The sequence below is a fragment of the Micromonospora sp. NPDC000121 genome, assembly GCF_042899165.1.
Taxonomy (GTDB): domain Bacteria; phylum Actinomycetota; class Actinomycetes; order Mycobacteriales; family Micromonosporaceae; genus Micromonospora.
Genome location: NZ_JBIAZP010000001.1, coordinates 765,602 through 779,018, shown reverse-complemented (window position 1 = coordinate 779,018; position 13,417 = coordinate 765,602). Strand labels below are relative to the sequence as shown.

The 13,417-nt window shown below is 70.0% G+C and carries 17 protein-coding genes and 1 tRNA gene; 8 read left to right on the top strand and 10 right to left on the bottom strand.

Annotated elements, in window-relative coordinates:
- Positions 1-364 precede the first annotated feature (364 nt).
- Complete coding sequence (locus ACFY23_RS03800) at positions 365-1,378, bottom strand: potassium channel family protein (RefSeq protein ID WP_350678141.1); 1,014 nt, start codon at positions 1,376-1,378, stop codon at positions 365-367.
- A gap of 269 nt (positions 1,379-1,647) precedes the next feature.
- Between ACFY23_RS03800 and ACFY23_RS03795 the strand changes: the two genes are divergently transcribed.
- Complete coding sequence (locus ACFY23_RS03795; RefSeq protein WP_350818889.1) at positions 1,648-2,172, top strand: helix-turn-helix transcriptional regulator; 525 nt, start codon at positions 1,648-1,650, stop codon at positions 2,170-2,172.
- A 138-nt stretch (positions 2,173-2,310) separates the two neighbouring features.
- Positions 2,311-2,910, top strand: coding sequence for an ATP-dependent Clp protease proteolytic subunit (locus tag ACFY23_RS03790; protein ID WP_350687568.1), 600 nt, complete (start codon positions 2,311-2,313; stop codon positions 2,908-2,910).
- A gap of 167 nt (positions 2,911-3,077) precedes the next feature.
- On the opposite strand, the gene ACFY23_RS03785 is transcribed toward ACFY23_RS03790, so the two are convergent.
- Together ACFY23_RS03785 and ACFY23_RS03780 are read right to left on the bottom strand one after the other, a co-directional pair.
- Positions 3,078-3,959, bottom strand: coding sequence for a trypsin-like serine protease (locus ACFY23_RS03785; RefSeq protein ID WP_350684123.1), 882 nt, complete (start codon positions 3,957-3,959; stop codon positions 3,078-3,080).
- 174 nt (positions 3,960-4,133) lie between these two features.
- Complete coding sequence (locus ACFY23_RS03780) at positions 4,134-4,496, bottom strand: helix-turn-helix domain-containing protein (RefSeq protein ID WP_350684124.1); 363 nt, start codon at positions 4,494-4,496, stop codon at positions 4,134-4,136.
- A gap of 115 nt (positions 4,497-4,611) precedes the next feature.
- Between ACFY23_RS03780 and ACFY23_RS03775 the strand changes: the two genes are divergently transcribed.
- Positions 4,612-5,460, top strand: coding sequence for an SDR family oxidoreductase (locus ACFY23_RS03775; protein WP_350684125.1), 849 nt, complete (start codon positions 4,612-4,614; stop codon positions 5,458-5,460).
- 51 nt (positions 5,461-5,511) lie between these two features.
- Here ACFY23_RS03775 and ACFY23_RS03770 read toward each other — a convergent pair whose 3' ends face one another.
- Positions 5,512-6,489: a zinc-binding dehydrogenase gene (locus tag ACFY23_RS03770; protein ID WP_350684126.1), complete on the bottom strand. Its 978-nt coding sequence runs from the start codon at positions 6,487-6,489 to the stop codon at positions 5,512-5,514.
- Between the two features lie 397 nt (positions 6,490-6,886).
- Positions 6,887-7,360 carry a GNAT family N-acetyltransferase gene (locus tag ACFY23_RS03765; RefSeq protein ID WP_350684127.1) on the bottom strand — a complete coding sequence of 158 codons (474 nt, stop codon included), beginning with the start codon at positions 7,358-7,360 and terminating at the stop codon, positions 6,887-6,889.
- A 181-nt stretch (positions 7,361-7,541) separates the two neighbouring features.
- Here ACFY23_RS03765 and ACFY23_RS03760 point away from each other — a divergent pair, with 181 nt between their 5' ends.
- Positions 7,542-7,979 carry a GNAT family N-acetyltransferase gene (locus tag ACFY23_RS03760; protein ID WP_350684128.1) on the top strand — a complete coding sequence of 146 codons (438 nt, stop codon included), beginning with the start codon at positions 7,542-7,544 and terminating at the stop codon, positions 7,977-7,979.
- A gap of 133 nt (positions 7,980-8,112) precedes the next feature.
- On the opposite strand, the gene ACFY23_RS03755 is transcribed toward ACFY23_RS03760, so the two are convergent.
- Both ACFY23_RS03755 and ACFY23_RS03750 read right to left on the bottom strand, forming a co-directional pair.
- The gene (locus ACFY23_RS03755) at positions 8,113-8,508 is read right to left on the bottom strand and encodes a hypothetical protein (RefSeq protein ID WP_350684129.1); all 396 of its coding nucleotides are present in this window, start codon (positions 8,506-8,508) and stop codon (positions 8,113-8,115) included.
- Entirely contained in the window at positions 8,505-8,813 is a 309-nt protein-coding gene (locus ACFY23_RS03750) for a hypothetical protein (RefSeq protein WP_350684130.1), read from the bottom strand. The genes ACFY23_RS03755 and ACFY23_RS03750 overlap by 4 nt, the downstream gene beginning before the upstream one ends.
- Before the next feature lie 33 nt (positions 8,814-8,846).
- On the opposite strand from ACFY23_RS03750, the gene ACFY23_RS03745 reads away from it, so the two are divergent.
- The 4 genes from ACFY23_RS03745 (at position 8,847) to ACFY23_RS03730 (ending at position 11,413) form a co-directional block, all read left to right on the top strand.
- A complete protein-coding gene (locus tag ACFY23_RS03745) occupies positions 8,847-9,026 on the top strand; it encodes a hypothetical protein (RefSeq protein ID WP_350684131.1) in 180 nt (59 codons plus the stop codon).
- A complete protein-coding gene (locus ACFY23_RS03740) occupies positions 9,019-9,399 on the top strand; it encodes a hypothetical protein (RefSeq protein WP_350684132.1) in 381 nt (126 codons plus the stop codon). The genes ACFY23_RS03745 and ACFY23_RS03740 overlap by 8 nt, the downstream gene beginning before the upstream one ends.
- A 449-nt stretch (positions 9,400-9,848) precedes the next feature.
- Positions 9,849-10,217, top strand: coding sequence for a DUF4259 domain-containing protein (locus tag ACFY23_RS03735; protein ID WP_350684133.1), 369 nt, complete (start codon positions 9,849-9,851; stop codon positions 10,215-10,217).
- Between the two features lie 683 nt (positions 10,218-10,900).
- Complete coding sequence (locus ACFY23_RS03730; RefSeq protein WP_350684134.1) at positions 10,901-11,413, top strand: NUDIX domain-containing protein; 513 nt, start codon at positions 10,901-10,903, stop codon at positions 11,411-11,413.
- Between the two features lie 14 nt (positions 11,414-11,427).
- Here the strand turns inward: ACFY23_RS03730 and ACFY23_RS03725 are convergent, their stop codons facing one another.
- The 3 genes from ACFY23_RS03725 to ACFY23_RS03715 all read right to left on the bottom strand — a co-directional run bounded on the left by ACFY23_RS03725 (position 11,428) and on the right by ACFY23_RS03715 (position 13,184).
- Positions 11,428-12,258 carry a protein phosphatase 2C domain-containing protein gene (locus ACFY23_RS03725; RefSeq protein WP_350684135.1) on the bottom strand — a complete coding sequence of 277 codons (831 nt, stop codon included), beginning with the start codon at positions 12,256-12,258 and terminating at the stop codon, positions 11,428-11,430.
- Positions 12,258-12,776 carry a hypothetical protein gene (locus ACFY23_RS03720; protein WP_350684136.1) on the bottom strand — a complete coding sequence of 173 codons (519 nt, stop codon included), beginning with the start codon at positions 12,774-12,776 and terminating at the stop codon, positions 12,258-12,260. Before ACFY23_RS03720 ends, ACFY23_RS03725 begins: the two co-directional genes overlap by 1 nt.
- Before the next feature lie 332 nt (positions 12,777-13,108).
- A tRNA-Arg gene (locus tag ACFY23_RS03715) sits at positions 13,109-13,184 on the bottom strand.
- Between the last annotated feature and the right edge of the window lie 233 nt (positions 13,185-13,417).

Here is a 13,417-nt window from a genome sequence, read left to right as displayed (position 1 = left end):
CGGATGTTGCCACTTCAGCCACTGATTGTTTCCCGTCGTTCGATTAACGAGGCGCTCGGAACGGCTCAGCGGAAATGCGTCCGACCGGACGGAAAGACGACGATCGACGCTCGGGGCGACAGCCCACGTGCGAAAGATGAAGCCCCCGTCGTGCCTGCGCCATTGACGGCGTGTCGACTGCGGTCGATTACGCCCACCGGCGATTCCAAGCCGCCAAACGGTAGCAGGCGACCCGGCGCGGAGAAAGACCCGCGAAGACGATTCTTCGTCAGACCAATGGGCCGGAGCAGGGCGGCTGTTCAGGGACGACCGCCGGCGACCGCGGCACAGCCAGCCCGCCCGGCGCCGGCCGACGCGGGGGCGGTCAGGGCGCGGTGGTCGCCTGAGGGCGGTCGTCGCGGACATGGACGAGCATGTCGCCGGTCTCGATGACCGCGCCGGCCTGGTCGGCCAGCGTGACCACCTTGCCGCGCCGGACCAGGGCGATGACCAGCGAGTCCAGCTCCCGGGGGGAGCGGCCCACCTCGGCCCGCTCGGCGGAGCGCATCGCCAACGCCATGCCCTGACCGGGGGTGAGCAGGTCCTCCACCACGTCGATCAGCGGCGGGGCCGAGGTGGACAGGCCCAGCAGCCGGCCGGCGGTGGCCGAGGAGACGATCACGTGGTGGGCGCCGCTCTGCTTGAGCAGCGGGGCGTTCTCCGCCTCGCGGGCGGCGGCGATGATCCGCACCTGCCCGGCGGTGAGCTGCCGTACGGTCAGCGCCACCAGGACCGAGGCGTCGTCGCTGTCGGTCGCGATGATCACCGCCTTGGCGTTGCGTACGTGCGCCTCGTTCAGCACGGACGAGCGGGTCGCCGAACCCTCGATCGCCACCAGGCCGGCCGAGGTGGCCTGCCGCAACGCCGGGCCGCTGCGCTCCACCACCACGATCCGGGACTTGTCCAGCCCGTTCTCTAGCAGGGCGGAGACCGCGCTGCGGCCCTTCGTGCCGTAGCCGCAGATGATGACGTGGTCCTTCACGGCTCTCCTCCACCGCGACAGGCGGCGCCCGGTGCGGTACTGCTCGGTCAGCACTTCCAGGGTCGTGCCGACCAGGATGATCAGGAAGAGCACCCGGGCCGGCGTGATGTAGACGACGTTGACCAGCCGGGCCGCCTGGCTGACCGGGGTGACGTCGCCGTAGCCGGTGGTCGAGAGGGTGACCACCGCGTAGTAGAAGCAGTCGAGGAGGGTCATGCCGTCCTCGTTGACGTCGCGGTAGCCGTCCCGGTCGAGATAGACCACGGCGACGGTGGCGAAGACCAGGCCGACGGCGGCGGCAAGCCGGAGGCTCAGCGCGCTCAGTGGCCCCCGTCGCTGCGCGGGAAAATGGATCACCTGATGACCTGCCCCGACTCCGTCGTCGCCTGCACGCCCACAACATAGCGGCCCGGCGGGATTCCGCACGGCGGGGTCGCCGACGGGCAACCGGTCGGGCACCCGGGACCCGGACGACGCGGTGGCGGCGGGTGGGCGGAGGACCTGGACGCGCTGGTCCCCCGCGCGGCTGGCGTACGGGCGGCGCGCCCCACCGGGCCGGTCCGCGGGGCCGGGACAGGGCATGATGGGGGGGTGTCCCCGACGGCGACCACGAGAGTGAGGCCCGCATGTCGTTGCTGCGACGAGTGATCGGCGGGGTGCTGCGCCGGCTCCGCCTGCGGCAGGGCCGCACGCTGCGCGAGGTGGCCGAGGCCGCCGGGGTGTCGGTGCCCTACCTGTCCGAGGTCGAACGCGGTCGCAAGGAGGCCTCCTCGGAGGTGCTCGCGGCGATCTGCCGGGCGCTCGGCATCCACCTGTCGGACCTGCTCGAGGAGGCGCGCGACGACCTGCGCCGCGTCGAGCCGCGCATCCCGGCCGCGCCCCGGGCGGAACTGGCCTCCGCCGGGGCCGCTCCGGCCGGGCCCGATCCGGCCGGGCTGGAGCGGGCGGACGCCCCCGACACCACGCCGGTCGTCCGCGTCGGTCTCCGGACCGGCGGGCCGCTGCTCCACCTGGCTCCCCGGGCCGGCGGGCCGACCGTCCGGATCGGACGCCCCGCCTCCGGTCGCGGCGGTCACCCCGGTCCGCGTACCCGTGCCGCGCTCGGCTGTGGACGGTGCCGGGCGGGCCGGCGGCGGCTGGCCGCCGTCTAGGTCCGGCCGCTTTCCGCCCTGAGCGGATCTGCCTCGGGCAGAATCCGTACGGCGTCGCGCCGTCCACCGGGCAGTCTTGAGGGGCCGGTCCCCCGGGCGTCTCCGGTCGCCCGCCGGCACCCTGTGGGAGGGCGCGCGATGATCGCTACGGGCGTACGCATGTTGGACGGTGGGCATCCGTCCTTCGACGACCAGGTGTTCAACCGGCTGCTGAAGGAACGGATCATCTTCCTCGGCACCGAGGTGACCGACGAATCGGCGAACCGGATCTGCGCCCAGATCCTGCTCCTCGCCGCCGAGGACGCGGACCGGGACATCTTCCTCTACATCAACTCGCCGGGCGGCTCGGTGAGCGCGGGGATGGCCGTCTACGACACCATGCGCTACGTCAAGAACGACGTGGGCACCCTGGCGCTCGGCCTGGCCGGCTCGATGGGGCAGTTCCTGCTCTGCGCCGGAACGGCCGGGAAGCGTTACGCGCTGCCCCACTCGCGGATCATGATGCACCAGCCGTCCGGCGGGATGGGCGGCACGGCCGCGGACATCACCATCCAGGCCGAGAACATGCTGCACGTGAAGCGGACGATGCAGGAGCTGATCGCCCAGCACAGCGGGCGCACCCTGGACGAGATCCAGCGGGACTGGGACCGGGACCGGTGGTTCACCGCCGAGCAGGCCCGCGAGTACGGCCTGATCGACAAGGTGCTCACCAAGGTCGACCAGCTTCCCGCGAGCTGACCGGCCGGCCGGGGCGAGCGGCGGCGGCCGGGCCGAGCGGGGCCGACCCGGTACGGCAGCCGGATCGGCCGGCCCGGGCGGCCGGCGCCACGGCGACGGGGGCGGCCGGGCGGTGACGCGCGGCGGCGGCCGGCGATGGTCCCGCCGGCCGCCGCCGCGTCCCGCCGTCAGGGCAGGTCGACGAAGTCGTCCAGGAAGTCGCGGGCGCTGTCGCTGTCCAGCCGGTAGGTGACGTTGGTGGCGTAGCAGGGGGCGTCGCCGGTGATCGTCGTGGCCGCGAGGAGCCGCTGCCCGCCGACGGTGACGAAGTTCGGGCCGCCCGAGTCGCCGTAGCAGGCCCCGCCGTAGTCGCGGCTCTCGTTCATGGCGAGCCGCACCCAGGTGTTGTTGAGCGCGCTGAAGCCGACCTCGGCCTTCATCCGCACCCCGCCGCCCGGGTGGACGTGCCCGCCGGGCTCGCGCTGGGCCTCCGCTGTGCCGTACCCCATGACCTCCCAGCGGGCGGCGTCAAGCGCCCGGGAGCCGAGCGCGTCGAGCTGGCCGGCGGTGGGCAGGGCGGCCGGGGTGAAGTCCCAGCGCCGGTCCAGCTCGGCGGCCTGCGCGGCGTCGAGGGTGACCACCGAGATGTCGTGCGAGTCGGCGGAGTTGCCCGGGTAGTCGGGGTGGACGTGCTCGGTGCCCTCGACGCCGACGGCGGCGGCCACCTGCGCCGGGCTGAGCCCGGCGGCCTTCGCGGCGGCCAGTTCCGCCTCCACGTCCTGGGCGAGCGAGACGTAGAACCGGGCGCCCGGCGACCAGTCGGTGGTGCAGTGCGACGCGGTCAGGAAGACGTCGCGGTCGATCATGGTGCCGGAGCAGTACCAGTCCACGACGTCCGGCGTGCCGGGATCGCCGTCGCGGTCCCACTGCACGATCAGGGCGCCGACCTCGGTGCGCTCCGGGGCGGGCAGGGCGTTGTAGGTGTTGATCGCGGCTGCCGGTGTGGCGGCGACGACGGCCGCGGCGAGCGCCGCGGTGGTCAGCGTGGCGAAGAGTGCGGTACGACGCACAGGGTCCTCCGGTGTGGAAACGAGAAACGGCACCGACGCCGGACGCGCCCCCTCGATCCGCGTCCGACCCCGGTACGCGATGGCCGCAGGTGGCGGCCGTCGATACGCGGAGCCTATTCCCAGAGCTGGGAATAGGCTCGGGCCGCAAGCGCAGCGTCTTGTCAGAGAATCTCGTTACATCGAAGCGTCGTAGCGGGCCCGGGCGGCCTCCACCTCGTCGAGGTGGGTGGTGGCCCAGGACTCCAGCCCGGCGACCAGGTCGAGCAGGCTGCGGCCGAGGTCGGTCAGCGCGTAGTCGACCCGTGGCGGGACGCTCGCGTGCACCGTCCGGGTCACCAGGCCGTCGCGCTCGAGCGCCCGCAGGGTCTGGGTGAGCATCTTCTGGCTCACCCCCTCGATCCGCTGGGCCAGCTCACCGTAGCGCTTCGTGCCGTCGGCGAGGGTGAGCACGACCAGGACGCTCCACCGGTCACCGATCCGGTCCAGCACCTGCCGGCTGCCGCAGTTGCGGGCGTAGACGTTCGGGTGCACAGCCACTCTCCATCGGTAAGTCACGCACTTCAAGGTGCCTACTCTCCAACGGGAAGTATCGCGGTCGCATTCCCGTTGCCGATGACGTCAGACACCTTCCGCACGTACGCAAGGAGTGCCCATGTCCATCGTCGTCACCGGTGCCACCGGCCACCTCGGCCGCCTGATCGTCGATGCGCTGCTGCGCCGGGGCGTACCCGCCGGGCAGGTCGTGGCGCTCGGCCGGGACACCGACCGGCTGGCCGACCTCGCCGCGCGCGGCGTGACGGTGCGGCGGGCCGACTACACCGACCCCGAGTCGCTGCGCGCCGCCCTCGCCGGGGCCGAGAAGCTGATGTTCGTCTCCGGCAGCGAGGTCGGGCAGCGGGTGCAGCAGCACCGCAACGTCGTCGCCGCCGCGAAGGAGGCCGGCGTCGGGCTGGTCGTCTACACCAGTATCACCAAGGCCGACACCTCCAGCCTCCTCCTCGCCGCCGAGCACCTGGCCACCGAGCAGGAGATCCGCTCCTCCGGCCTGCCGTACGTCCTCCTGCGCAACAACTGGTACGTCGAGAACTACCTGCCGCAGCTCCCGACGTACCTGGAGCACGGCGTCCTGGGCGCGGCCGGTGACGGCCGGATCGGCGGCGCCACCCGCGCCGACTACGCCGAGGCCGCCGCGGCGGTGCTCACCACCGAGGGCCACGCCAACCGGGTGTACGAGCTGGCCGGCTCGCCGTTCACCATGACCGGGCTGGCCGAGGAGCTGTCCCGGCAGACCGGCCGCCAGGTCGGCTACATCGACCTCCCCGTCGAGAAGTACGCCGAGGTGCTCGCCGGCGCCGGCGTGCCGCAGGCGTACGCGGAGGTGCTCGCCGACGGCGACCGGGGCATCGCCCAGGGCGACCTGGACGTCGAGAGCGACGACCTGGCGAAGCTGATCGGTCGGCAGCCGACCACGCTGGCCGAGGCGATCCGCGCCGCGCTCTGACGGCCGCCCACCCGGCCGCCCCGCCGACGCGCGGGGCGGCCGGGTGCCCGGTCAACGCTCCACGGTCAGCACCACCTTGCCCAGCGCCCGGCGCCCCTCCAGGTCGCCGTGCGCCGTGGCGGCGTCGGCCAGCGGGTAGGTCGTGACCAGCGGACGCCACCAGCCCTTCCCGGCCAGCTCCAGCGACCGGTCGGCCAGCGCCGGGATGCCGCCGGGCAGGGCGCGCATCCGCTGGCCCAGCCAGCCCACGGTCAGGCCACGCCCGATGACGTCGTCCGTTTCGATGCGGGTCGCCTCGCCGGCCGACCAGCCGAACATCATGAACCGGCCGCCCGGCGTCATCAGCTCCAGGGCCGCCCGGCCGACCACGCCGCCCACCCCGTCGTACACCAGGCTCAGCCCGCCGACCCGCTCCCGCAGCCGGTCGGTCCAGTCCGGGAGCCCGTAGTCCACCACCACGTCCGCGCCGAGGTCGCGCAACGCCGCCGTCCGGTCGGCGCCGCGCGCCGCCGCCACCACGGTGGCGCCGGTCGTCCGCGCGGCCTGCACCAGCAGCCAGCCCACCCCACCAGCCGCCGACGGCACGAAGACCACGTCGTCCGCCGTCGGCGTCTCCAGGTCGAAGACCCCGAGCGCCGTCCGGCCCGTCCCGACCGCCGCCACCGCCTCGGCGCAGGTCAGATTCGGCGGTACGACGTAGAGCGACTCGACCGCGGTGACCGCCTGCTCTGCGTACCCGCCCGGCACCATGCCCAGGTGCGCGACGACCCGCCTGCCGCGCCACGAACCGTCGACGCCCTCCCCCAACTGGTCGACGACGCCGGCGACCTCCCGTCCGGGGATCGTGGGCAGCTCGGGCGGCGGCATCGGGCCGCCGGCCTCGCCCCGGCGCAGGCTCGTGTCGAGCAGGTGCACACCGCTCGCCGACACCGCGATGCGGACCTGGCCGGGGCCGGGCGACAGGTCCGGCACGTCGTCGAGCACCAGGTTTTCGGGGGGACCGAACTCGTGAAGCTGAATCGCACGCATGCCCCCATCCGACTATCTCAACCTCACTTGAGGTCAACCCGACGGACGGCTCGGATCACGATGGAGTTCGAAGGGCCCGTTCGACGGCGTGCTGGTGATCCGCCAAGCCGACGGCCGAGTTCGTCGACGCGGCCTGGAGCGTGACCGACCGGCGGACGCTACGAGTGCCTGGCCGTGTCGTCCTGCACTGCGGTCAGGGCCGCGACGGACGTCTCTGGCTTCGCGCCGGCAACAATTGGCTTCGAATCGAAGCCTGACGTCAGCACGGGATCTCCGCGCAGAGGGCGGGAAGGCGTCAGCCGAAGCAGGATTTCGAAGAGCGCGCTGACGCTTCTTCCCCCACTCGTGCCCGCCGCCTCGCTCGGCTGCTGAGCGCGGGAAAGGCCCGGCTGACGGTTCAGCCACCCGACCCGGAGGTCGCGCGGAAGTCAATTTCGAACGTGGGGTACTCGGGCTGAGGACATGGGTCGCCCTTGTAACCGAGGCGTTCGTAGAAGGGCACCGCGCGTTCTCGGTGTGCCTGCCATTCCAGATACCGCACCCGCTGCCTCGCCCACTCGGATACCGCCGCCATCAAGGCGCGTCCCACCCCGCCCATGCGGAGGTCGGGACGTACGTAGAGATCGTGCAGTCGGGCAACCCGGTGGTCGTCGCCTGACCGAAGGTGCGGACCGTGATCCTGGACGGCCGCGTATCCCGCCAGTTCGCCGTCTGCCTGCGCGCCAAGGACGGCCCATCGGGGGTCCGCGACCAGTTCGAGATACCGCTCGCGTTGGGTGTCGGGGTGATCACCGTTCACGCCCATGTCCTTCAACATCGGCCACAGTCCGGGCCAGTCCTCGGCCAGCAGCGAGCGAACCGTGATCGGCATGTGGGCCATCGTTCGTCGACGGCGCCGGGGATGCAAGCTGTTTGACGGACGCGCCTTGCCTGTACCCGTTGGCTGTACCGCCGAGTTGCGAAGTTGGGGCGCAGAAGCCGCCCCACCAACCGTTGATAATGGCGGCGTGACGGTCATACGGATACGTCCTGCGCGGCCGGAGGAGGCTGGCGTGCTCAGCGCACTGGCCCTTCGATCCAAGGGGCATTGGGGCTACGACCAGGCCTTCTTGGACGCGTGCCGGGCGGAGCTGACCTTTCAGCCCGAGGATGTGCGAGCCCGACGAGTTGCCGTCGCCGATTCTGCCGGTGGAATCCTGGGCTTCTACAGCCTCGACGGCGAACCTCCCAGCGGCGAACTAGGCAACATGTGGGTCGAGCCCGACTCAATCGGTAGCGGCGTCGGACGCCGTCTGTGGCACCACGCGATGCAATCGGCCCGAATGGCCGGCTTCACGAGCCTACGTATCGAAGCCGACCCGTTCGCGGAAGGGTTCTACCTGGCGATGGGCGCCGAGCGGGTCGGTGAGACACCGTCGGGCTCGATACCCGGCCGGGCCCTGCCATTGCTGCAAATGCGGATACCGCTGCCATCGCCAGCTCCGTCGTGAGCCCTGGCGCTGATACCGACGGTGGTCGGGGGTGCGGCGCCTGATTGCAGGTTGGCGTTTCACCGATGATGCGATGGCCTCGGCGACAAGCCGGTCCAGGTCGTCGTCACGTTGGCTGAGTCGCTCGGCGAGTTCACGACCCAGGGTGTCGGCCAGCCAGCCCCTCGTCGCGGTCGCTGCTGGCGTGGTGATCAGGCACGGCTGGGTAGAGCCGGTGCAACCAGAGCTGGAAGTAGGCGGAGACTGCTTCCTGGTCCTGAAGATCGAGTTCCAACCAGCCACGGGCGGCACTCTTCATCTCGGCCGACGCGAGACCTGCTTCTGTGGGCTTCTGCTCGGCCCAGTCCGTCAGAGCGCCCCAGACCGTGCACAGTCCATCAGCTAGAGCGCCAGCCCAGATCGCACGACCGGAATCAGCCCAAAGCTGGACCGCCATGTCGTACGGATCGTCGGCGGCGAGGAGATGCGCCGCCAGTGCGTCGACATGCCCCCTGAACGCGGTGATGGGGTCGAGGTCCGGGCTGCTCACTCGGCCACGATCACACGGAGCCCGGAAAACTCGATGCCGCACCGCTCTCGAAACTCGGTGAGCCATCCGCGCACCTGTGCATCGTCATGCAGGTACGGCTCATCCGGCCCGTGGCGCAGGTCGATGCCGGCGAGGATTCCGAGTGCCCACCACACCGGCTGGTCGACCTCGACGCCTTCCAGGTCAAGCATGGTCCGGGTAGCCCAGCGATCCACCTCGTCACGCGACTGCCTGCCGGAGAGAATGGCTGCGAAACGCGCCTCCAGGTCAACACGGCTGGGAGGGATCGGCTGCGCGTTCGTCACGGGCGCGATCCTGTCAAACCACCCGTAAGCAGGATGGACCGCTGGGTCCGGGAAACAGACGTCCTCGCCGGGCACCACAAGGGGCCCGACGTCGCCGCCCGCGCCGGACACTCCGTCGACGTGCTGCTCAAGGTGTACGCCAAGTGCATCGACGGCCAGGAAGCGACGGTGAACCAGCGGATTCAGGCGGCGTTGGGCGGTCTGGGTGAGTAGCGCCTGCACTCCTGCCTGCCTGTCGTGCTCTGGCTACTCACGCTCCCTGACCGAGGACTCCACGATCAAGCTGACCCACGACCAGGCCCTGGTGCTCTCCGATTGGCTTGACAAGGTGATCGGTACTGAGAGGTTCGATGCCACTGTTGACGAGGACATCGCCGTCTGGTCGGCGTTGCACCGCATCAGCGGCACTCTGGATAAGTCGCTCGTGGAGATCTTCATGCCGGACTACACGGCACGCCTGGACGCCGCCCGCGCGCGGCTCCTCGCTGACCTCGGGGACTATTTCGTGCAGGATCGGCAGGCGCGGCGGGACGCGGGGTGCAACGACAGCGGCTACGAGGGTGACCGTGGCGAATCCGGATCTTGACCGGAACAACGGGCGCGACCTGGGAACACCCTTCCAAGATCAATCCAGGAATAGTCCGTGGACAGCGACAAACGGCGGCTCGGGGCGGCACACCATGCACAGGTAGAGCGATCAACGTGGAAGCATATCCGCAGGTGAGGTAGCACTTTGGCTGATCTCGAGGTGCCCCCGGCAGGATTCGAACCTGCGACACACGGTTTAGGAAGTGTGGACACGGGCGGAAGCCGCTCGGCAGTGACCTGGCTCGGCCTGCGCCGCCGTCACGCTGCCTCCCACGTTCAGGAGCTGACCGCCGTTGACCCTCGGCGCCCGCCCCATCGGGCACGGAACGGGCACGCCGCGCCCGCCGGTTTGGCTGTACCGATGGCTGTACCAGCCAAGCGCTCTCATGCCTTGCGTCCGCTCCCGTTGCGCTTCATGATCCGCTCAGCGCGAACGTGGAGGAGCACATGGGCACCTGGGATGACGGTCCGTTTGACAACGACACTGCCGCGGACTGGTGCGGCGAACTCCACGATGCCGATCCGTCTGCACGGGCGGCAATGGTTCGTGCTGCCCTGACGACGGCAGCACTCAACACCGGTTACCTCGACCATGACGATGCCGTCTCGGCGATCGCGGCGGCGGCGATCGTGGCGTCTCTGATGCCCGGCGGAGACCCGATAACCTCGCCGTACGCACCGGACTTCCTGCTTGCTGGTGAATCCCTTGACCTGGATGACGACCTGCCGCAGCTGGCGGTCGAGGCACTTGACCGGGTCCTCAGCGACGACTCGGAGTGGCGGAGCGATTGGAGCGAGGCGGGAGTGAGTGAGTGAGTTCCCGCAGATCAACAAGCTCCGCGCAGTGCTGTCCGGGCCGCCCGAACTGCCCGGTCAGATCGCGCTGCTTTGAACTGGCCGGAAGATCGCTGAGGACCCCACCTCTGCGCGTACCGCTCCTCTGCCTCAAGCCCATCTCCGCCGTGAGTCCGCACACCGTGGAACGGGCCTGCTCCCCGGTGTCAACACGGTGGATCGTTGTGTTGACACCGGGGAGCAGGTCTGTTCGGCTTCGCCCGGACTCACGGTGGAGGTGGGCGGCCCCCATCTCTGTCGAAGATCCCCGCCGGAGGCATCGGTTCCTCAGGGCAAATCCGCAATCGGCCGGCGCGCCGGCCGATGCCGGCGCTTGCGCCGCCAGCAGGCCGAGCGCGGCCGGCGCGGCCCGCTTGCGGGCCGCCTTGATCTGATAGAGCGCAATTCGGCAACCTGCGACGCGGCGCTATTTTCCTGTCACGGGACATGCTTGACGCTCACGTCCCACCTGATGCCCGACATGATCCTCAAAGGGCGCCGCGGAAGCCTTCACGGTCCGCGACACGGGCGCGTATCGCGGCTTGGCCGAACCGCCGTCGATGGGCTGCCACACCGCGTAGCGATTGCATCGCGGCAGATCCGAACGTCTGTGCGTCCCCTTTGGCTCTGGCAAGCTTGTCCTATCCCTGTGCTCTACTCCCGTCATGCATGTTGTCGTCACGGGCGCACTCGTTGAAAACGGCGCGGTCCTGCTGGTACACCGCAGGCCGACCAAACGGGTATACCCAGATGTCTGGGATCTGCCCGGGGGGCAGGTCGAAGCGGGTGAGTCGGAACTACAAGCCCTCGCGCGTGAGATGCACGAGGAGCTCGGTGTTCACATCGCGGCGGAATCCGCTTCACGGTTGGGCGTCTTGCATGCCGGCAGTGGTGAGGACGCCGTTCACGTGGGCGTCTGGCAAATTGGAGACTGGGTCGGCTCTCCGACCAACCGTGCACCTGACGAGCATGACGACATCGCATGGGTCGGGATCAGCGAGCTGGGCGGCCTTCCCCTCGTGCATGGCGTCTTGGCGGCAATGGTTCGTTCTCTGCCTGAGTTTGAGCGCGCCCGCAGGCACTCAGATGTCACCGACTGTAACCAGGGCGACCGAGGAACCAAGGCTGACTGTCGTGCATGTGCTGGGACGGATTCGTCAAGCATCAGGTGGGACTAGACAGCGACGCGGCGCTATGCGTCGAGCAGTTGGGTGCAATAGGCGGCGGTTGCGTCGTCGTGGGTCTTGCCACGGGGCCAGCGGTCGCCTTGCGGGTCGGAGTCTTCTGCGTCACGGACGCGGCGGATCAGCTCGGCTGGGCCGTAGTCGTGCAGGATCGCCAGTAGCCCGGTCCAGTCGGTGAGTCCGAAGCGGTCGGTAAGGCGGCTTGCTCCGTCGCTAAGCAGTGCTGCGGCTGTCACGTCCTTGATCGGTCGGCGTCCCACGATCGCCTCGTGGGCAGCGCGGGGGTCGGCGGCGGCGACCCAAAATCCGCCGGGCTTGTTGCGGTGGGCGCGGAGGGCTTGGACGTAGTCGCGGCGGGCCTGGTCGTGCTCGGGTGTGCCGTTGAGAAGGTTGTCCATCGCGGCGCGGTAGTGCCGGCCGACGTGTGCCTCGCGGTCGTCGCTGATGACAAGCGGCGCGTCGTTGGCTTGGTCGAGCACGAGCACAGAATCGGCAAGCACCAGGTACTCCAGATGGTCCCGGTTGCGCCGAAGCATGATGACCGTCGCGGACGGCGTGCCGGGCTCGTCAAGCTGGCAGGTGTCCTCATGCAGGGCGGCCGTGTGGCTGATCGCCTCGGCGAGGATGGCGGGCAGCTCCTGGTCGCTGTCGTCAGCGAGGCCGGCGAGCAGTGCGCCCCCGAGGTGGCGGGTGTACCAGGCGACGCCGTGCGAACAGCGGGAAATGGTGCCGGACAGTCCCGCGCCGTCGAGCAGGACGACACCGCTGGGCGTGGCCGCGGTGAAGTCCTCGTTGGGTTGGCCGGGCTTGGCTGGGCTGGTCGCCATGGTGACATGCATCAGTTGTCCTCCAGCCGGTGAAGTGGCGTCAGTAGCTCGACCTGGCGCGGCTCGCGGGTGTCGGGGTCGTACTCGGTGCCGACCAGCACGGAGAAGTGCCCAGTCTTGACCTCGTTGTACAGCTCGCCGATCCGGGTGCAGAGCAGCTGGACGACTCCAAGAGAACCGGGCGGATGAATGCCGGTGAAGACGATCAACGAGCCCTGCCGGTCCGGTCGCGGTAGGCGGCCGAGGTACGCCACGTCCCAGCTGCGCGGCGGCTCCTGGTCTTGCCCGGATCGGTACGCGGTGCCGGTCGTGCGGTCAACCAAAGTCCACCGGCCGTCGCTGGCACGCTCGAACTGCAAGGCGGGGTCCTGCGCGAGCACCTGGGCGACGTGCTCATAGATGCGCGGACCAGAGATGACTACGAGGTTGGGACGGTTGAGGTCGATCTCGCCGCCGATGGGGATGGACTCGAAGGACGGTTCCAAGCCGAGGCTGCGCGCCAGATCGCCAAGTCGCTGGGAGCCCGTCACGTCTTCGATCGCGACAACCGGGCGCGACCTGATCGCCTCCTGCTTCAGCGGGGTAATGATCGTGACCTTGCCTCGGCCCAGGAATGCGCCTTCCGGGGCCGGACCGCAGCTGGGTCGCGGACTCGCACGGCGTCCTGGTTGCCGCTCGTCGGCTCGGGCACGCCAATGCCAGCGTGACCACGCGCCACTACGCCCGCGCTGTCGACGGCCGGGACGCTGAGGTTGCTCAGCACCTGGACGCGAGCCGGGCGAAGGTGGCGAGGCGATCGGGCACGCAGCGGGCACGCAAGCCCCGGAAGGCGGAGAAGTGATCGGTGATCAAGGCTGTGACCTGGTGCCCCCGGCAGGATTCGAACCTGCGACACACGGTTTAGGAAACCGTTGCTCTATCCCCTGAGCTACGAGGGCGCGAGTCGTCAGTCTAGCGACCTGCGGGGTGGGAACGCGTGGCAGGGAGTGACCCGCGTTGACCTGGGTCAGGCCACAGGTCGGGGCCTGGCGACGACCGCACGACCACAGGGGCGCGCGGCCGGGCATGTTCCTTTGACCCACAGGCATCGGCTGGAACGCGTACAAGATCGGCTTCTGGGCGACCTGATCCACCGGCAGACGGCCACCTGGGGGTTGCCAGCCAGCCGTCA

Coding starts and splice junctions, on each gene's coding strand:
- ACFY23_RS03795 (WP_350818889.1), top strand. CDS start 1,648: ATGTCGTTGCTGCGACGAGTGATCGGCGGGGTGCTGCGCCGGCTCCGC.
- ACFY23_RS03790 (WP_350687568.1), top strand. CDS start 2,311: ATGATCGCTACGGGCGTACGCATGTTGGACGGTGGGCATCCGTCCTTC.
- ACFY23_RS03775 (WP_350684125.1), top strand. CDS start 4,612: ATGTCCATCGTCGTCACCGGTGCCACCGGCCACCTCGGCCGCCTGATC.
- ACFY23_RS03770 (WP_350684126.1), bottom strand. CDS start 6,489: ATGCGTGCGATTCAGCTTCACGAGTTCGGTCCCCCCGAAAACCTGGTG.
- ACFY23_RS03765 (WP_350684127.1), bottom strand. CDS start 7,360: ATGCCGATCACGGTTCGCTCGCTGCTGGCCGAGGACTGGCCCGGACTG.
- ACFY23_RS03745 (WP_350684131.1), top strand. CDS start 8,847: ATGGACCGCTGGGTCCGGGAAACAGACGTCCTCGCCGGGCACCACAAG.
- ACFY23_RS03735 (WP_350684133.1), top strand. CDS start 9,849: ATGGGCACCTGGGATGACGGTCCGTTTGACAACGACACTGCCGCGGAC.
- ACFY23_RS03730 (WP_350684134.1), top strand. CDS start 10,901: ATGCATGTTGTCGTCACGGGCGCACTCGTTGAAAACGGCGCGGTCCTG.
- ACFY23_RS03725 (WP_350684135.1), bottom strand. CDS start 12,258: ATGCATGTCACCATGGCGACCAGCCCAGCCAAGCCCGGCCAACCCAAC.